The organism is Methanolobus mangrovi (assembly GCF_031312535.1).
Lineage (GTDB): Archaea > Halobacteriota > Methanosarcinia > Methanosarcinales > Methanosarcinaceae > Methanolobus > Methanolobus mangrovi.
Genome location: NZ_CP133594.1, coordinates 2,019,623 through 2,033,909, shown reverse-complemented (window position 1 = coordinate 2,033,909; position 14,287 = coordinate 2,019,623). Strand labels below are relative to the sequence as shown.

Here is a 14,287-nt window from a genome sequence, read left to right as displayed (position 1 = left end):
TAGTGCTTAGATATATACTTGGCTATTTCAATACAGAGTCGCAAAGTCCCACAACAAGTATTAAATAAAAACTCGATATCTTCTTATTAAATTACCATCTGCCGGCTAGCCGTGCAGATACAGATAATCAAAAGCAGTGAAAGGGACAATATCACACATGCTCACAAAAAGGATCATACCATGTCTTGATGTTACGCTTGATGAGGAAGGCGGAACCGTTGTCAAGGGGATAGAATTCGTAGACCTGAGAAAAGCTGGCGACCCGGTGGAACTTGCCAAAAGATATAATGAACAGGGTGCAGACGAGCTTGTTTTTCTTGACATAACCGCCTCCCACGAGGGAAGAGGCACCATGGTCAAAGTCATCGAAAGGACCGCAGACGAGGTATTTATTCCGCTCACAGTTGGCGGGGGAATAAACTCCATCGAAGACATACGCCAGATACTCAGGGCAGGTGCGGACAAGGTATCCATAAACACCGCCGCCATAAAGAATCCGGACCTCATCAAGGAAGCATCAGAGATATTCGGTGCCCAGTGCATTGTCACAGCCATTGACTGCAAGAGGAATACAAATATTAAGGACCATCCTGACAAGACGATCCTTGAACTTGAAGATGGTACCCCTGCATGGTATGAGGTTGTTATCTACGGCGGCAGGCAGCCAACCGGGATAGACGCTGTTCAGTGGGCAAAGAAGGTAGAAGAACTCGGTTCCGGGGAGATACTGCTAACCAGTATGGATAAAGACGGAACCTATGACGGATTCGATATCCCGATCACAAGAAAGCTTTCTGATGAACTGGAGATACCTATCATCGCATCAGGTGGCGTAGGCAATCCAGAGCACATGTACGAAGGCTTTACAAAAGGAAAAGCTGATGCAGCACTTGCAGCAAGCATATTCCACTTCGGAGAGTACACTGTCAATGACACCAAGGAATATCTCAGGAAAAAGAACATTCCTGTAAGACTCTAAGGACAGGTGAAAGACATGGAAATTTCAGAATTCCAGAAACGGATGTACGATCTCTATGCCCACAACGACAGGAGAAGAGGTGCACCAGCCACCACTCTCTGGCTTGTGGAAGAGATTGGTGAACTCGCAGAAGCCATCCGTAGGGATGATATGGACAACATCAGGGAGGAGCTTGCAGACTGTTTTGCCTGGATAGCTGCGCTTGCAAACCTGTATGACATTGACCTTGAAGCTGCTTTTCTGGAAAAATATCCTGACAAATGTCCTACATGCAAACAGAATCCGTGCATCTGTACGGACTGAAAAAGATTATACATTAATTACATATCAGGTTCGCAATGGATATACAGTATACTGTCCATTCCGAACTTTGCACGTAACCGATTCTCAACTTCAGTGCATATGTCATGAGCTTCGATGAGACTCAGATCCTTATCTACCTGGATATGTACATCAGTTGCTATGTTACTACCTATCTTTCTTGTTTTGAGCTTGTGGAAGTCCCTGACACCTTCAGTGGATACGATAATATGACTTATCTCTTTAACAATATCAATATCCGGGGCTGCTTCTGTGAGTTCATTGATGTTTGTATAAGAGATTTCAAATGCGACTTTGAATATGAAATAACTCATAATGACCGCTGCTACGGGGTCGAGAATTACCCATCGTCCTCCAAGGATCATTGCTCCACCGATGCCTATCATTGTTCCCACAGAAGAGAATGCATCTGAACGATGATGCCATGCATTTGCAATCATTGCATCGCTTTTTATAGACCTGCCGGCACTCAGTGTGTAGCGGTATAAAGCTTCCTTTGTAAGAATAGATACTACTGCAGCAATAAAGGCGACAGCTCCAGGTTGTTCAAGGTTGCCACCACCGGCTACAAAAAGTATCTTGCCCAAACCACTCTGCAGTATTTCTAATCCGATTATAAAAAGAACGATACCTACAAAGGCTGCACATAGTGTTTCGATTTTACCATGACCATAGTGATGATTATGATCCGCAGGTTTACCGGCAGCCCTGAGCCCGAGAATTAACACGATATCAGTAATAAAATCAGAAAATGAATGGACAGCATCAGCGATCATTGCTGCACTATTGCCTGAGAAACCTGCAATGAACTTGAAAATAGTAAGGAATATATTAAAGACCATCCCGTTAGTGGTCACTTTTACCGCAGTTTTGCTTCTTGCATCTCCATCCTGCATTATTACTACGCGCTCCTTTATGCTAGGTAGAGACTATTATGGACCTATTTAACTTTTTGTAACTTTTTTGGATGCCTTCATATTTTAAAATACCCTTCAATACTTATTCTAGCCTCTAATCATTACATATTCAGAAGTATTATTTGCAGACCTAAATTAAAAAATCTGAATTAAGGAAATGATCAAGACTTATGTCTGTGTTTTATCAAAATTTCTGTGAATAAATTAGATTATTATGGATAGTTTTATAGTATATGCTACAAAACAATCAATCTCTTTCTTATTTTATTTTTTAGCACGCACGCCAATAATATTTAAATAGTATTTTTTGTAATATCATTGTGAGGGGGAAATCCATGACAAAGAAATACAACAAAATCAGTTTCATCCTTATTTTACTCATTGTCATATCTTTCGCAGCATCCAGCGGATGCCTGCGTGAGTTCGATGAGGAAACAAGACTGACAATATCTGATATGGAGATATCCAAGGATAGTGTCAAAAGCACCTATGCTTGGTTCAATGTGACCACATACATCGAAAACAGGGGAGCTGACAGCAACGGCAATTCAACCGTTATGCTCAAAGTATTCAACGAGCGAACCGGTTTGCTGGAACTGAAACAGGAAGAAGATATCGGACCTATAAAAGAGGACGAAACCAAAATAGTAAGCCAGAAAATACGCCTTCCAAAAAGTGGCAGTTACCGTATCAATGCGATCATTGTCAATGAAGGTGAAATAGAATATGACAGGTGGATGACGCTATCCGGACTGGAGAATCTGCCAACTGATACGCAGGAAACTGGTATGCAGATAGAAGGCATTGACTTCATAGTAAAGGAAGCAAGTTCTAAAGGAGTTGTTATTGAAAATGACATCTACCTGAAGAACGAAGGCGTAGAAACCACAGAGGATTACCGCATACTCGTCAAAGCCAGGGAAATGGATGCACGACTCATTGCAGACAAGAAGTGGATCAGTTCAGGTGAGATAGAACCTGAAGATACCATTATCAGAAGTGTCAATCTCACGGTACCTGACAACTACAACTACATTGTCGAGGTCAGTATATGGGATGGTAACACCATAGTTAATACCGGGGAAGATTACGTTCAACTGAATCCTGAAAAGATAATAGACCGGGATCAACAGGTACAGAATAAGGACATAGATACCACTGATTTTGTAGTTGAAGAAGACTATGAATGGGAGTATGCAGAAGAAACTGCCCAGGAAGAAAGCCCCGGCTTTACAGTAATCTTTGCAGCAATATCATTTATCTCAGCACTATACATAGCAAGGAGGAGATTGCAATGAACGAGGAAAAGGAGACCAAGGAAACAAAAGATGAAAATATCATAGTACCTCCAAAAGTGAACACAAAAGAAAAGAAGGATACAACTGTAGAGGACTATTTCAAAGGCGGTCTGTTCGTACTGCTGGGTATCATTATTGCCATTTCTGCGTTAAAGTTCTATTTCACAGTGGATAGCATAATCTACACGTGGTTCAAGCAGGAATATGTACCCATAATCCAGGCATTCTACAATCTGATTGTAATCGTAGTAAGTTTGTATATCCTCAAAAGTTATGTATTGAAGAAAAAGGAAAAGAAGTAATTTCTTTTCCATATTTTCACATTCTATTTTTTAATTCTCACTTATCAGAATGACTTTTCTGAAAATTTCCTTCGGTCTTCGCCTGTGCTCATAGCCTTTTCACAGACTATGATTTTCATAGGACTTGTGAATGGTAAGTGAATAGAACCTGTTATTTAACTTTTGAACCGATGCTATAATTGATTATCAACGAGAAACATATTGAGCCTGTAAACACAGAAGTGATCACTATGAAAGAATTACCTGAATGGTATTATGATGAATTCATCCAAATAGGAACTGATTACGCAAGCGAGGAAGAGGTCAGGAACTACGACAGAAAGATGAGAACTATCCGGGATATAGCCGATGAGGCTGAAACCATGCGTAAGCTCATTGACCTTCAACCGGAAGACAATGTACTGGAGATCGGATGTGGAACTGGTGAATTCTCAATTGAGCTTTCAAGATATTGCAAAAAAGTCCTTGCTCTGGATATCTCACAGGGAATGCTTGAATTTGCTATGAAGAAAGCAGGGGAAAGGAACAGGGATAACATTGGATTTGAAAACGCAGGATTCCTGACATTCGAACCAAACGGAAAGGAATTTGATGCAGTGGTAACCCAGCTTGTATTGCACCATCTTCCGGATTTCTGGAAACTTATCGCACTGAGGAATGTCAACTCGATGCTTAAAGACGGTGGAAAGTTTTACCTGAAGGATGTGGTCTTTTCATCAGGGATACAGGATTTCGATTCATATTTCTCACAGATATTCAAAAACATGCCTCCTGAAGCCGGGGATGAGATTGTCAATGAAATGACTCTCCACATTAAAGACGAATTCTCAACATTTGACTGGGTCATGGAAGGATTAATTGAAAAAGCAGGTTTCATCATAGAAAAATCCTATTATCAGGACGGATTCATGGCAACCTACCTGTGCACCAAGATATGAGATTCACTCTACGCCTGAACTGAAGGAGTAACTTATCACATCCTTCGGGCATGTATCGACACATCCCCCGCAGAGGATGCATTCCGAATTTTCCATTTTTTTGTTGCTCACCATTGCATTGACATCAAGGCTCATGGGACATATTTTGCTGCACTTCTTACAGTCTATGCAACTATCGGCATCAGCTTTGAGCCTCAGGGAAGGATACTTCAGGATGTTCCTTATCTTCCTTCCGATGACCATGAATGGTGCCATCCAGCAAATATAATGGCATCCTGCCCTTTTACCAAATGCCATTGAAAGAACTGCCAGCACAGCTATCACCACATAATAGACAATGAACTTCATGGGTTTGTCAATTGATATCACGTTCTCTGTGTGGTAGAAGAAATTGACAGTATGCAGGCCTCCGGCAGAAGCAGCCAGAAATGCTATAATGAAGATCCAGACTGTCCATATCAGATATTTTATCAGGTCATACCTTCCACCCTTTGCATCTTTTCCGTTGACCTGTATCAATATTGACTGACATCCTCCTGAGGGACAAAGCCATCCGCACCACAGTCTGCCGACAACAAGTGATGACAGGAAAAGTAATGCAAAGACAAGCATACTTCCTGAGGCTATCCCCTTTGATGCTGCCTCAACGATAATATAAGGAGAAAAATAAAAGATAGTTAGCGGGAACATAAAGAACGAAATTATGAGAAGCAATTTCCTGAATTCCTGCCTGTTCAAGTATTATCACCTGCTTACTTTATAGCCTATTTTTAAGATATGTTGCATTGAATTTAAAATTGATTGATCAAAGGGGGCTTTTATATATTCTAACCTCATCTGAGCAAATATCATGCTTAAAACTCCTGAACTTTTAGCCCCCGCCGGAAATATGGAATCTCTCATCGCAGCCGTAGAGAACGGTGCCGATGCAGTCTATCTTGGAATCAAGGATTTCAGCGCCCGGGCTTACGCAGGCAATTTCACCATAGAGGAATTCAGGGAAGCACTTGACTTCGCCCACCTCAGGGGAGTGAAAGTCTACGTCACCGTGAACACACTTATCAAGGACACCGAGATGAAAATGGCTCTGGAACTTATGTACACCCTGGATGAGCTGGGTACAGATGCCATCATAGTACAGGATATGGGCCTATTGACACTTGCAAGGGAAATGGTCCCAACACTTCCTGTGCATGCAAGCACCCAGATGACCATTCACAACACCGAAGGAGTCCTTTTACTGAAAGAAATGGGTGTCAAAAGGGTGGTTCTTGCAAGGGAACTCTCACTTGACGAGATAAAAACGATCAAAGCGGAAACAGGAGCAGAAATTGAGGCTTTCGTACACGGAGCACTCTGCATCTGCTACTCCGGCCAGTGCCTCATGAGCAGCCTGATAGGAGGCAGAAGCGGAAACCGTGGTTACTGCGCCCAGCCATGCCGCAAGCAATACAGATTACTGAAGAACGGCCTGGAAGTGAAAACAGAAGGAAGCTACCTTTTGAGTCCAAAGGACCTTAACACCTCCGGGATATTACCTGAACTCATAACCGCAGGAATAGACTCTTTCAAGATAGAAGGCCGTATGAAGCGACCAGAATATGTTGCAGGGGTCGTAAGCATATACCGTCGTCTGATAGACCGGTTTGCAGAAGATCCTGATAATTATTTTGTAACTGAAGAAGAATCCACACAACTTGAACAGCTCTTCAACCGGGAATTCACAAATGGTTATTTCAAAGGTGACCCTGCAGGTGAGCTCATGAGCCGGGAAAGACCGCACAACCAGGGGATAGTTGTTGGAAAAGTAAGTGGATACAATCAGAAACGTAGCAGTATTTTAATAGAACTCAGTGGGGAACTTGAAGTTGGAGATGGAATCGGTTTTGAAGGTTACCGGGAAGCAGGAACCGTAATCAGAGGTATGTATATTAATAATATGCCTATCAAAGATGCGGGAAAAAATGACATCATCTCTGTTAATTTTGAACAGGCACTCAAATCAGGAACAATAGTTTACAGGACACTTGACGATTCCCTGATGAAAGGATTGCAGCAGTCATTCAGTTCCCCTTCACCAATACGCAAGATCCCGGTGTCCATCAGCCTGAAAGCACATACCGGAGAGAAAATGGAACTCTCAGTTTCTGATAATGAGAACAACAGCTCAAAAATCATTTCCGATTATGTGGTTGAGAAATCCCAGAAAAGACCAACAACTGCAGAAGATGTTGAAAAACAGCTTTCCAAGACAGGAAACACGGTTTTCGAGCCTGCTGATATCAGGATAGACATCCCTGAAGATGCATTCATACCGATAAAGGAACTGAACAACGCAAGGACTGAAGCAATATCGGAACTTGAAAAATTGCGGATGGAAAAATACAGAAGACAGCCATACATCAGGCCTGTCACAGATAATGCTCCGGCAGCAGAAGAAGAAAAAGAAGAGCATGAACCGGTGACCAGTGAAGAAAGAACAATGCTTTCTGTCAGCGTTAACAATCCCAAATCCCTCACATCTGCAATCAAGGGCGGAGCAGATATAGTATATCTTGATAGTGATGGGAAGAACATTGAAAGTGAAGAGTGGTGTTCAGCCATCACTTTTGCTGCAGAGAAAGAGATACCATTGTACCTTCACACCCCTGTGATCGTAAAAGATGCTGAAATGGACAAACTCAGGGACAGGATAGCACTGGCTAAAAAACTAGGCTTTGCTGGAATTGTAGTAGCAAACACCGGAGTTTTCAGAATGACCATGGGATCAGCAGTTTCAGGCATGAAAATAGTCACCGACAGCTCCATGAATGTATTCAACCGGCATACCCTTGAATTCCTGACAGAGAAAGGTGCAGATACTGTGACCCTTTCAGCGGAAATGAATCTCGGGCAGATTACAAAGATAGCAAAGTATGGCAATTGCGAATATATTGTACACGGTGGTGTTCAGGTAATGGAATCCGAACACTGCCTTATAGGTGGCATTCTGGGAGACACGGAAGATTGCGGTTCCCATTGCAAGAGCGGTAAATTCGAGATAGTCGATGAGAAGGGATATGAATTCCTGGTACAGACTGATTCGGATTGCAGGACACATATCTACAACTCAAGGGAACTATGCCTGCTGGAAGAAGTACCACAACTTATCAAAGCTGGTCTTTCAAGAATCAGGATAGATGCCAGAACCATGAAGAGCGAACATGTGGGAAAAGCCACACGTGCCTACAAAGATGGGATTGATTCTCATTTCAGCCAAAACAAAAAGCAAGCATGGGAATCCAGCGACATCAGCGAATATCACACAAGAGGGCATTACCACAGGGGAGTATTATGAACATATTCCTTTCCGCATCAATAAGAGGGGGCAGGGATATGCTGTCCACTTACATTGAGATGTGTAACTATCTTCAGGAAAACGGACATGATGTACTTAGCTGGCATGTGGCTGACCCGGAACTTGAAAGGACAGAGTCACTGCTAACAGAGCAGGAAATATACATACGTGATATGGAGTTCCTTGAAAAGAGCCACTGTGTAATAGCAGAGGTCAGCACTCCTTCTATTGGTGTTGGTTATGAGATATCCAGCGCATTGCAAAGAGGATTGTCGGTCCTTTGTTTGTACACACCGCAGACAAACGTTTCCGCGATGATACTTGGAGATAAAAGGATCACCAGTAAAGAATACAGGAATATGGATGCAATGAAAGGAGAGATTGACAGCTTCCTTAACTCCATTAACAAATCCTAATTTTTTAGCAATCATTAAATACTTATCATCGTAATATAAAAGTGGTGATCATGGTAACTGAAATAGTGATTCTTATCGTAGCTATCATAGCTGCAATTCTTCTCTGGAAGGTACTAAAGACTGTAAAGAACATGGTAATAAACACAATCATGGGACTTATCGTGCTCGTTATTGCAAACCTGGTATTAGGATTGCATATTGCTTACGACTGGATAGTCATCCTGGTCTGTGCGATTGCAGGCGTTGTAGGTGCATTACTGATAATTGTGTTAAGTTATCTTGGAATTGCATTCTGAATACGGGCTATTGCCCTTATCTGGTGGCGCTTGTGTAACTCGCCACTAAATCTTTTTTCAGAAACAATTGCCTTCATTTCTATGATCTGAAAACCACAGAGCAGAGATGCAAGTTCATCTTCTGTGAAATAGTGGTATATGATACCGTTTTTCCTGCGGAATGTGTGTTTTTCGATCTCATCACCACCATATCTCATATCTTCCGTCCCAAAGACTTCAATAACAAGAATAGCTCCGCTTTTCATCACTCTTCTTATCTCACTTAATGCCACCTTCCTTTCCTCTTGCATCAGATGCTGGACAACACCAAGGCACAGGATAGCATCAAAAGAATTATCAGAAAAAGGAAGTGATGTTATGCTTGATACAATACATTCGGCCTGTGCATCATCCTTGCTATTGTTCTTACTGATGTAAGAGCGGGCCCTGTGTACAGCAGTTGCTGATACATCAATGCCCACAGACTCATATTTTCGCGAGAGGGGAAGAAGAAATCTGCCGTTACCGCAACCGAGATCCAGTACGCGGGAAGAAGGAGATATCAATCCCTCAAGCATTGAGATCGACCTGGGACCTCCCCAGGTCACATGTTTGTATTCTTCATCCCAAGCAAAGAAATGAGACTTTGAACCATTGCCCGGGAAAGAACTGTTTTCCATGATCTGATTAGGGTCGGTATGCTGCTGCATCTCTGAAGCGCTTGATAAGGAAGTCCTTCTCAAGTGAGGAAAGGAACCAGCCGGCCTTTGGACCTGATGCCTGGTCAAGCACAGAGATGTACACTGCCTTGAAGAGCTCCTTCGGATTCACTTCCAGTGATTCAGGACTTACATCCATTGCAGCTGCTATCATTGTATTTAATTCAGATCCTGCTTCCTTTGAAGAATATACCAGATTATGATAATCCTCACCTGTTAATTCACCACTTTTTTCCAGTATATCTGAAAATGAAGTAAGGAAAGCTCTCTGGAAAGGAGTCAGATTTGCAGCGTTTACAGAGATTCCTTCCTGTACACTGAACTTTGCATTGTCAGGAGCATACATCTCAAGCCAGTTTCCGACATTATCGACAAGTTCACGTATACACTTCTCGTTTGAAGTATCATACCCTGCTCTTTTGACGATCTTTAGAATTTTGTCAAAATCACCTGCTGCAACCTGGTATATGGTGGTCATATGCTTGAACGGGATATCCGTGTGGCAAAGTCCTGCAGCATGTGATAGTTCTATGATCCTCTTATCGTATGATGTGGTATTGTCACTTGAGTGCAGACGTTCGAACTCATCCACAAGTGTCAGCAGTGGTAATGCAGGGTCGAACCTGATATGCTTTTCAGGCTTTGTACGGATGATAAGGTAACGCAGTACCTCAGGAGGAACTACCTTAAGCATATCTGCAATGGAAACGACAACGCCGGTTGACGATGACATAGCACCCTTTTGGCCAAGCATGATCCATTCATAGACTATTGGATGAGGTGCATCATATCCGAATATTTCTTTAACAATATCCTGACCCGTATCATATGAACCGCCTCTTGAAGCGTGATCTTTTCCGAAAGGTTCTACTGAAACTCCAAGTGCCTTCCACCTGGCTGGCCAGTCCACACGCCATGTAAGCTTACCGCCACCTTTCATGGATACTGTTCCACTGTGCCCGCATGAACAATCATAGTCCACAGTCTCTGCATCCAGATCAAAACCTGTTACAATAGTAGTGTTGACCTTACCACATTCAAGACAAATAGGATTGAAAGGATTCCAGGTTTCTACCGGAGTCTTGCCGGACCTTTTCTGAAGGATCTCTGCTATCTCATCTTTCTTTACAAGAGCCTGCTTTATAGCTTCAACATAGACTCCCTCTTTGTAGAGTTCGTCAGCCCTGTAAACTTTCGGATGAATTCCCAGATGGTCAAGTGCTCCCAGGAAAGGTTCAAGGAAGTGCTCGGAGTAGTTCTTATGTTCGCCGCAGGGACATGGTATCTCTGAAAGAGGTTTTCCTACGTGTTCTGCATAACTTTCATCCAGAAAAGGATATACTTTTCTAAGGGGGTCGTAGGTATCTGCAATATAGATGAACTCAGCCTCTGCGCCTTTATCGATAAGAGCCCTGTATGCTACATCTGCAGTTACGACCTCGCGCATGTTACCAATATGAATGTGACCTGAGGGAGTGATGCCTGTTGCAACAAGGTGTTTCTTGCCCTTTGCCAGCACCTCATCTGCTATGACATCTGCCCAATGTGTAATATCTGCCATTATTTCACCGATTATGAGTAATAATATTGAATGTTCAAGTGCTCGAAAGCCAGTAACCTTAGATAATTGTTACTATTATAATCTTTGCTTAAGAAAAAAATACAATCAGGAATCAGGTCAGGGTTTTTGTCCTCTTTCGGACAGAGAATGACCCCATACAGATGCAACTCGAAAGATATTAATAAACAGGTAGTGTTCAGGTAAATATGACCCGTATTACCGAGAACTTGCACAGGATGCCAATAAGCACTTCAGAGGACATCTTTAACATGAAGAACCAGCGCGATCCTGAGACAAACGAGCTGTGGCCTTTTCTGGTAGTACATGGTAACCATGCCACCATCAATAAAGAAGTGGTTATATATGACGAGGAAGGTGTATACCAAGTGTATACCAAAAACGTCATGCCAAAAAGAACTGAATGATTGTGGGAAATATTACCAATCTGTCTTAAAGTTCAGAAGTTCTTCTACCATATCCCCATCATTAGCAAAGAACTCGAAATCCTTTATGATATTACCATTGTAACTGATGGTATCGATGAAACCGTACCAGTAAACTATCATACCGATTCCGTAGTTCTCCTCATATTCCCTGAACTGTTTTTTAATGTAATAAGCATGCTCTTTCTCATCACCGAACAGAGCCTTGCTTTCTATCCAGGAAACCTGCACCCCATCAACCTCAAGTGTTTCATCCAGCAGGAAATCCGGGGTTTTTGTAAAGCCTTCATCCCTCAGGTCATTTTCTGACCTGTATGTAAATCCTCTTTCAGTAAGCCATGTTGCAAGAAGAGATTCACCAAGTTCTCCTTTTTCCGCATGAAGATCATGTGCCTTCGGGGAAAAAAAGAAATCAGAATCCATTGCTTCCATAACCTCTTTCTTGAGGCGGCCTTCAGGATACTCATCCAGATTCCTTATGAAGCCTTTCTTCGGAATGCCCATTTCCTTGAGCAGCATTGAAACCATCAGAGTCGCAGGTATGTCATTTTTCCTTGCGATCTCAGTTATACTCTTGCCTTTGTTCCACTGCTTGAAATGGCGGACACTGTTGTTCTTAACCCTTGAGAAATTCCTCTTGACCTTTGTAACGGTCTTCTGGTTAAGTATAGAATAGATAGTACCAATAGGTTGCGAAAACTGTTCTGCAACGCTTTTCACATCATTGACACTTTCCAGGCTGTCATATATCTGGTTATAGGTTTCAACATCCATTCTCATTCAATTCCTTCAGAATACATTCATCACATCTGTTCCTGCCACAATAGGCTTTTGAATACTCAACTATGAGAGCATGGTATTCCTTATAGATATCGATATCTGTAGGAAGGTCTTTTTCAAAAATCTGCTGTAGTTGCATATAGTTGCCTTCGATACCGATGCATTTCATTATACGTGTGGTATAGGCATCTATGACGAATTTTGGTTTATTGGCGGCATAGAGTACAATACTATCTGCAGTCTCATTTCCAACACCTTTAAGCGATAACATCGTCTTACGAAGTTCTTCCACCGGCATTGAAAAAACATTCTCCATGCCCTGAACAACAAAAAAAGATGCTATTCCCTTAAGACGAGAAGCTTTCTGCCGATAGAAGCCGCAACATCTTACAAGTTCTTCCAGCAACTCAATATCAGCATCAGCAAGATCCTGAACTTCAAGCAGGCCGTGTTCTTTCAGACCATTGATAGCCTTTTCCACATTTGTCCACTTTGTCTGCTGGGTTAGCAAAGCCCCTATAACAACCTCAAAAGCTGTGTCTGCAGGCCACCAGTATTGCGGCCCCAGTTCATCCAGAAGCAGATCATAGGCTTTACAAAGTATTGCTGATCGCATATATACTAAGGAGAACTATTCCCAGAATTCCTTCTCGTAGTTCTCAGGAAGATCCAGGTTCATTAGTTCATCAAGAGATTTTCTTTTCCTGTCATCCTTTTTTTCGCCACTGTGTCTTGATTCAATAACCGTAGTATCTTTGTTATTGACCACGATTTCTTCCTGGCTCATAACTGCAATCGGTTTCCTCTCAGGTGTTGCAACAATGGTTTCAACATTATCTGGTCTCTGCCTTTCCAGGTGCTTTCTTTCCTCTGGCATGCGGACAGTCGGTTCGGCCCATGACCTGCTTTCACGGTCTGTTGGCTTTTCAAGCCTTATGCGTGTCCTTTCAGCATAGGTATCTTCCATGGGCATGGACTTAGAGAGCTGTTTATGAGTTGAACGATACCCAATTACACATTGTTCGTCCCCTGTACGCCATTCAACTACGTAAAGGTGGCAGGCTTTTTTCTTACAGTGGGAAACTCCGTCCTTGGGGCAAACATCGGGTAACGTCATGATCAAACCTCAATATATTAATGTTTAGATACTTCTTAAAGCATTGGCTATCAAAGGTGCCACACTGACACAACTCTGTACCTTTTCTATAGTGTCGGTTGCAATGATATCCTTTACACCTGCATTGAACAGACGTAACACGGCATTTCTTGACAGCACCGGATGGACACATGCAAGATATACATCCTTTGCACCCTGTGACTTAAGTAGTTTTATGGACTCTGCCATAGTTCCGCCTGTGGCTATCATGTCGTCAATGATAATGATATCCCTGTCCATCACATCAACATTCTTTGCTTTGATAGTAACGGTATCGCCTGAATGGCGGGTCTTTTCCAGGTAATCGAACTCCAGACCTACATCAGCAGCTGTATTTTCTGCAAGGCTTATTGCACCCTTATCAGGAGATACTATCAATGGGTCACTCAGGTTAAGGGACCTTATATGATAACCAATGAGACGGGATGCGTCAAGGTCAAAGGCATCTGCGTTGAAATAGTTAAGCACACTGGACTCATGGATATTCACAGTGAATATACGGTCAGCGTTAACGGTTCTTGCAATCGCCCTTGCACTTATAGGCTCACCTGTTTTGAACTTCTTATCCTGCCTTGCATATCCCATGTAGGGTATGACCACATTTATGACAGGTGAATCCTCGCAGGCATCTATAAGCTGCAATAATGCAATCAGATCAGAATCCGTTGTCGTACTCTGGATAATAGTAACTTCATCCACGTCTTCATCAAGAATGCGTGAGTATAATTCACCGTCAGGGAATCTTGTATAATCACACACACTGGGTTCTATATTTAACTCTCTTGCAACCTTTGATGAAAGAGCCTGGGATGCTGGTCCTCCTATGATTTTCAAATAATGTACCT

At 42.4% G+C, this 14,287-nt stretch carries 17 protein-coding genes; 9 read left to right on the top strand and 8 right to left on the bottom strand.

All coding sequences use genetic code 11. The annotated features are described in order from the left end of the window. Positions 1–157 precede the first annotated feature (157 nt). Both hisF and RE476_RS09860 read left to right on the top strand, forming a co-directional pair. Positions 158–979 carry an imidazole glycerol phosphate synthase subunit HisF gene (hisF, locus tag RE476_RS09865; RefSeq protein WP_309309598.1) on the top strand — a complete coding sequence of 274 codons (822 nt, stop codon included), beginning with the start codon at positions 158–160 and terminating at the stop codon, positions 977–979. 15 nt (positions 980–994) lie between these two features. Further along, positions 995–1,282 carry a MazG nucleotide pyrophosphohydrolase domain-containing protein gene (locus tag RE476_RS09860; RefSeq protein ID WP_309307475.1) on the top strand — a complete coding sequence of 96 codons (288 nt, stop codon included), beginning with the start codon at positions 995–997 and terminating at the stop codon, positions 1,280–1,282. Positions 1,283–1,299: 17 nt separating this feature from the next. Here the strand turns inward: RE476_RS09860 and RE476_RS09855 are convergent, their stop codons facing one another. Continuing rightward, positions 1,300–2,196, bottom strand: coding sequence for a cation diffusion facilitator family transporter (locus RE476_RS09855; protein ID WP_309307473.1), 897 nt, complete (start codon positions 2,194–2,196; stop codon positions 1,300–1,302). A gap of 356 nt (positions 2,197–2,552) precedes the next feature. Here RE476_RS09855 and RE476_RS09850 point away from each other — a divergent pair, with 356 nt between their 5' ends. The 3 genes from RE476_RS09850 to RE476_RS09840 all read left to right on the top strand — a co-directional run bounded on the left by RE476_RS09850 (position 2,553) and on the right by RE476_RS09840 (position 4,755). After that, positions 2,553–3,515, top strand: coding sequence for a DUF7490 domain-containing protein (locus tag RE476_RS09850; protein ID WP_309307472.1), 963 nt, complete (start codon positions 2,553–2,555; stop codon positions 3,513–3,515). Next, complete coding sequence (locus tag RE476_RS09845; RefSeq protein WP_309307471.1) at positions 3,512–3,817, top strand: hypothetical protein; 306 nt, start codon at positions 3,512–3,514, stop codon at positions 3,815–3,817. The genes RE476_RS09850 and RE476_RS09845 overlap by 4 nt, the downstream gene beginning before the upstream one ends. A 230-nt stretch (positions 3,818–4,047) precedes the next feature. Then, on the top strand, positions 4,048–4,755 hold the full coding sequence (locus RE476_RS09840) for a class I SAM-dependent methyltransferase (RefSeq protein WP_309307470.1): 708 nt from the start codon (positions 4,048–4,050) through the stop codon (positions 4,753–4,755). Between the two features lie 3 nt (positions 4,756–4,758). On the opposite strand, the gene RE476_RS09835 is transcribed toward RE476_RS09840, so the two are convergent. After that, positions 4,759–5,493: a 4Fe-4S binding protein gene (locus RE476_RS09835; RefSeq protein WP_309307469.1), complete on the bottom strand. Its 735-nt coding sequence runs from the start codon at positions 5,491–5,493 to the stop codon at positions 4,759–4,761. 112 nt (positions 5,494–5,605) lie between these two features. On the opposite strand from RE476_RS09835, the gene RE476_RS09830 reads away from it, so the two are divergent. The 3 genes from RE476_RS09830 to RE476_RS09820 are packed head-to-tail and all read left to right on the top strand — an operon-like array spanning position 5,606 to position 8,804. Beyond that, positions 5,606–8,092 (top strand): DUF3656 domain-containing U32 family peptidase, encoded by a 2,487-nt coding sequence (locus RE476_RS09830; protein ID WP_309307468.1) that lies wholly within the window; start codon positions 5,606–5,608, stop codon positions 8,090–8,092. After that, positions 8,089–8,508 carry a nucleoside 2-deoxyribosyltransferase gene (locus RE476_RS09825; protein WP_309307467.1) on the top strand — a complete coding sequence of 140 codons (420 nt, stop codon included), beginning with the start codon at positions 8,089–8,091 and terminating at the stop codon, positions 8,506–8,508. Before RE476_RS09830 ends, RE476_RS09825 begins: the two co-directional genes overlap by 4 nt. A gap of 50 nt (positions 8,509–8,558) precedes the next feature. Continuing rightward, positions 8,559–8,804 carry a pro-sigmaK processing inhibitor BofA family protein gene (locus RE476_RS09820; RefSeq protein WP_309307466.1) on the top strand — a complete coding sequence of 82 codons (246 nt, stop codon included), beginning with the start codon at positions 8,559–8,561 and terminating at the stop codon, positions 8,802–8,804. Here RE476_RS09820 and RE476_RS09815 read toward each other — a convergent pair. After that, on the bottom strand, positions 8,783–9,463 hold the full coding sequence (locus tag RE476_RS09815; RefSeq protein WP_309307465.1) for a class I SAM-dependent methyltransferase: 681 nt from the start codon (positions 9,461–9,463) through the stop codon (positions 8,783–8,785). The genes RE476_RS09820 and RE476_RS09815 overlap by 22 nt on opposite strands. Positions 9,464–9,470: 7 nt before the next feature. Further along, complete coding sequence (gene lysS / locus RE476_RS09810) at positions 9,471–11,063, bottom strand: lysine--tRNA ligase (protein WP_309307464.1); 1,593 nt, start codon at positions 11,061–11,063, stop codon at positions 9,471–9,473. A 206-nt stretch (positions 11,064–11,269) separates the two neighbouring features. On the opposite strand from lysS, the gene RE476_RS09805 reads away from it, so the two are divergent. After that, entirely contained in the window at positions 11,270–11,488 is a 219-nt protein-coding gene (locus RE476_RS09805) for a hypothetical protein (protein ID WP_309307463.1), read from the top strand. Between the two features lie 12 nt (positions 11,489–11,500). Here RE476_RS09805 and RE476_RS09800 read toward each other — a convergent pair whose 3' ends face one another. Genes RE476_RS09800 through RE476_RS09785 form a run of 4 tightly spaced genes read right to left on the bottom strand, consistent with a single transcriptional unit; the run spans position 11,501 to position 14,276 of the window. After that, positions 11,501–12,286, bottom strand: a complete 786-nt coding sequence (locus tag RE476_RS09800) for a C15orf41 family protein (protein WP_309307462.1) — start codon at positions 12,284–12,286, stop codon at positions 11,501–11,503. Further along, a complete protein-coding gene (locus RE476_RS09795; protein WP_309307461.1) occupies positions 12,270–12,902 on the bottom strand; it encodes an endonuclease III domain-containing protein in 633 nt (210 codons plus the stop codon). The genes RE476_RS09800 and RE476_RS09795 overlap by 17 nt, the downstream gene beginning before the upstream one ends. A gap of 15 nt (positions 12,903–12,917) precedes the next feature. Continuing rightward, positions 12,918–13,403: a hypothetical protein gene (locus tag RE476_RS09790; RefSeq protein ID WP_309307460.1), complete on the bottom strand. Its 486-nt coding sequence runs from the start codon at positions 13,401–13,403 to the stop codon at positions 12,918–12,920. Between the two features lie 24 nt (positions 13,404–13,427). Next, positions 13,428–14,276: a ribose-phosphate diphosphokinase gene (locus tag RE476_RS09785; RefSeq protein ID WP_309307459.1), complete on the bottom strand. Its 849-nt coding sequence runs from the start codon at positions 14,274–14,276 to the stop codon at positions 13,428–13,430. Between the last annotated feature and the right edge of the window lie 11 nt (positions 14,277–14,287).

Bases quoted from the DNA above. Each gene is read 5' to 3' on its own strand.
- RE476_RS09840 (WP_309307470.1), top strand. From the start codon at position 4,048: ATGAAAGAATTACCTGAATGGTATTATGATGAATTCATCCAAATAGGA.
- RE476_RS09850 (WP_309307472.1), top strand. From the start codon at position 2,553: ATGACAAAGAAATACAACAAAATCAGTTTCATCCTTATTTTACTCATT.
- RE476_RS09855 (WP_309307473.1), bottom strand. From the start codon at position 2,196: ATGCAGGATGGAGATGCAAGAAGCAAAACTGCGGTAAAAGTGACCACT.
- RE476_RS09860 (WP_309307475.1), top strand. From the start codon at position 995: ATGGAAATTTCAGAATTCCAGAAACGGATGTACGATCTCTATGCCCAC.
- RE476_RS09820 (WP_309307466.1), top strand. From the start codon at position 8,559: ATGGTAACTGAAATAGTGATTCTTATCGTAGCTATCATAGCTGCAATT.
- RE476_RS09815 (WP_309307465.1), bottom strand. From the start codon at position 9,463: ATGGAAAACAGTTCTTTCCCGGGCAATGGTTCAAAGTCTCATTTCTTT.
- RE476_RS09845 (WP_309307471.1), top strand. From the start codon at position 3,512: ATGAACGAGGAAAAGGAGACCAAGGAAACAAAAGATGAAAATATCATA.
- RE476_RS09830 (WP_309307468.1), top strand. From the start codon at position 5,606: ATGCTTAAAACTCCTGAACTTTTAGCCCCCGCCGGAAATATGGAATCT.
- RE476_RS09805 (WP_309307463.1), top strand. From the start codon at position 11,270: ATGACCCGTATTACCGAGAACTTGCACAGGATGCCAATAAGCACTTCA.
- hisF (WP_309309598.1), top strand. From the start codon at position 158: ATGCTCACAAAAAGGATCATACCATGTCTTGATGTTACGCTTGATGAG.
- RE476_RS09790 (WP_309307460.1), bottom strand. From the start codon at position 13,403: ATGACGTTACCCGATGTTTGCCCCAAGGACGGAGTTTCCCACTGTAAG.
- RE476_RS09800 (WP_309307462.1), bottom strand. From the start codon at position 12,286: ATGAGAATGGATGTTGAAACCTATAACCAGATATATGACAGCCTGGAA.
- RE476_RS09825 (WP_309307467.1), top strand. From the start codon at position 8,089: ATGAACATATTCCTTTCCGCATCAATAAGAGGGGGCAGGGATATGCTG.
- lysS (WP_309307464.1), bottom strand. From the start codon at position 11,063: ATGGCAGATATTACACATTGGGCAGATGTCATAGCAGATGAGGTGCTG.
- RE476_RS09795 (WP_309307461.1), bottom strand. From the start codon at position 12,902: ATGCGATCAGCAATACTTTGTAAAGCCTATGATCTGCTTCTGGATGAA.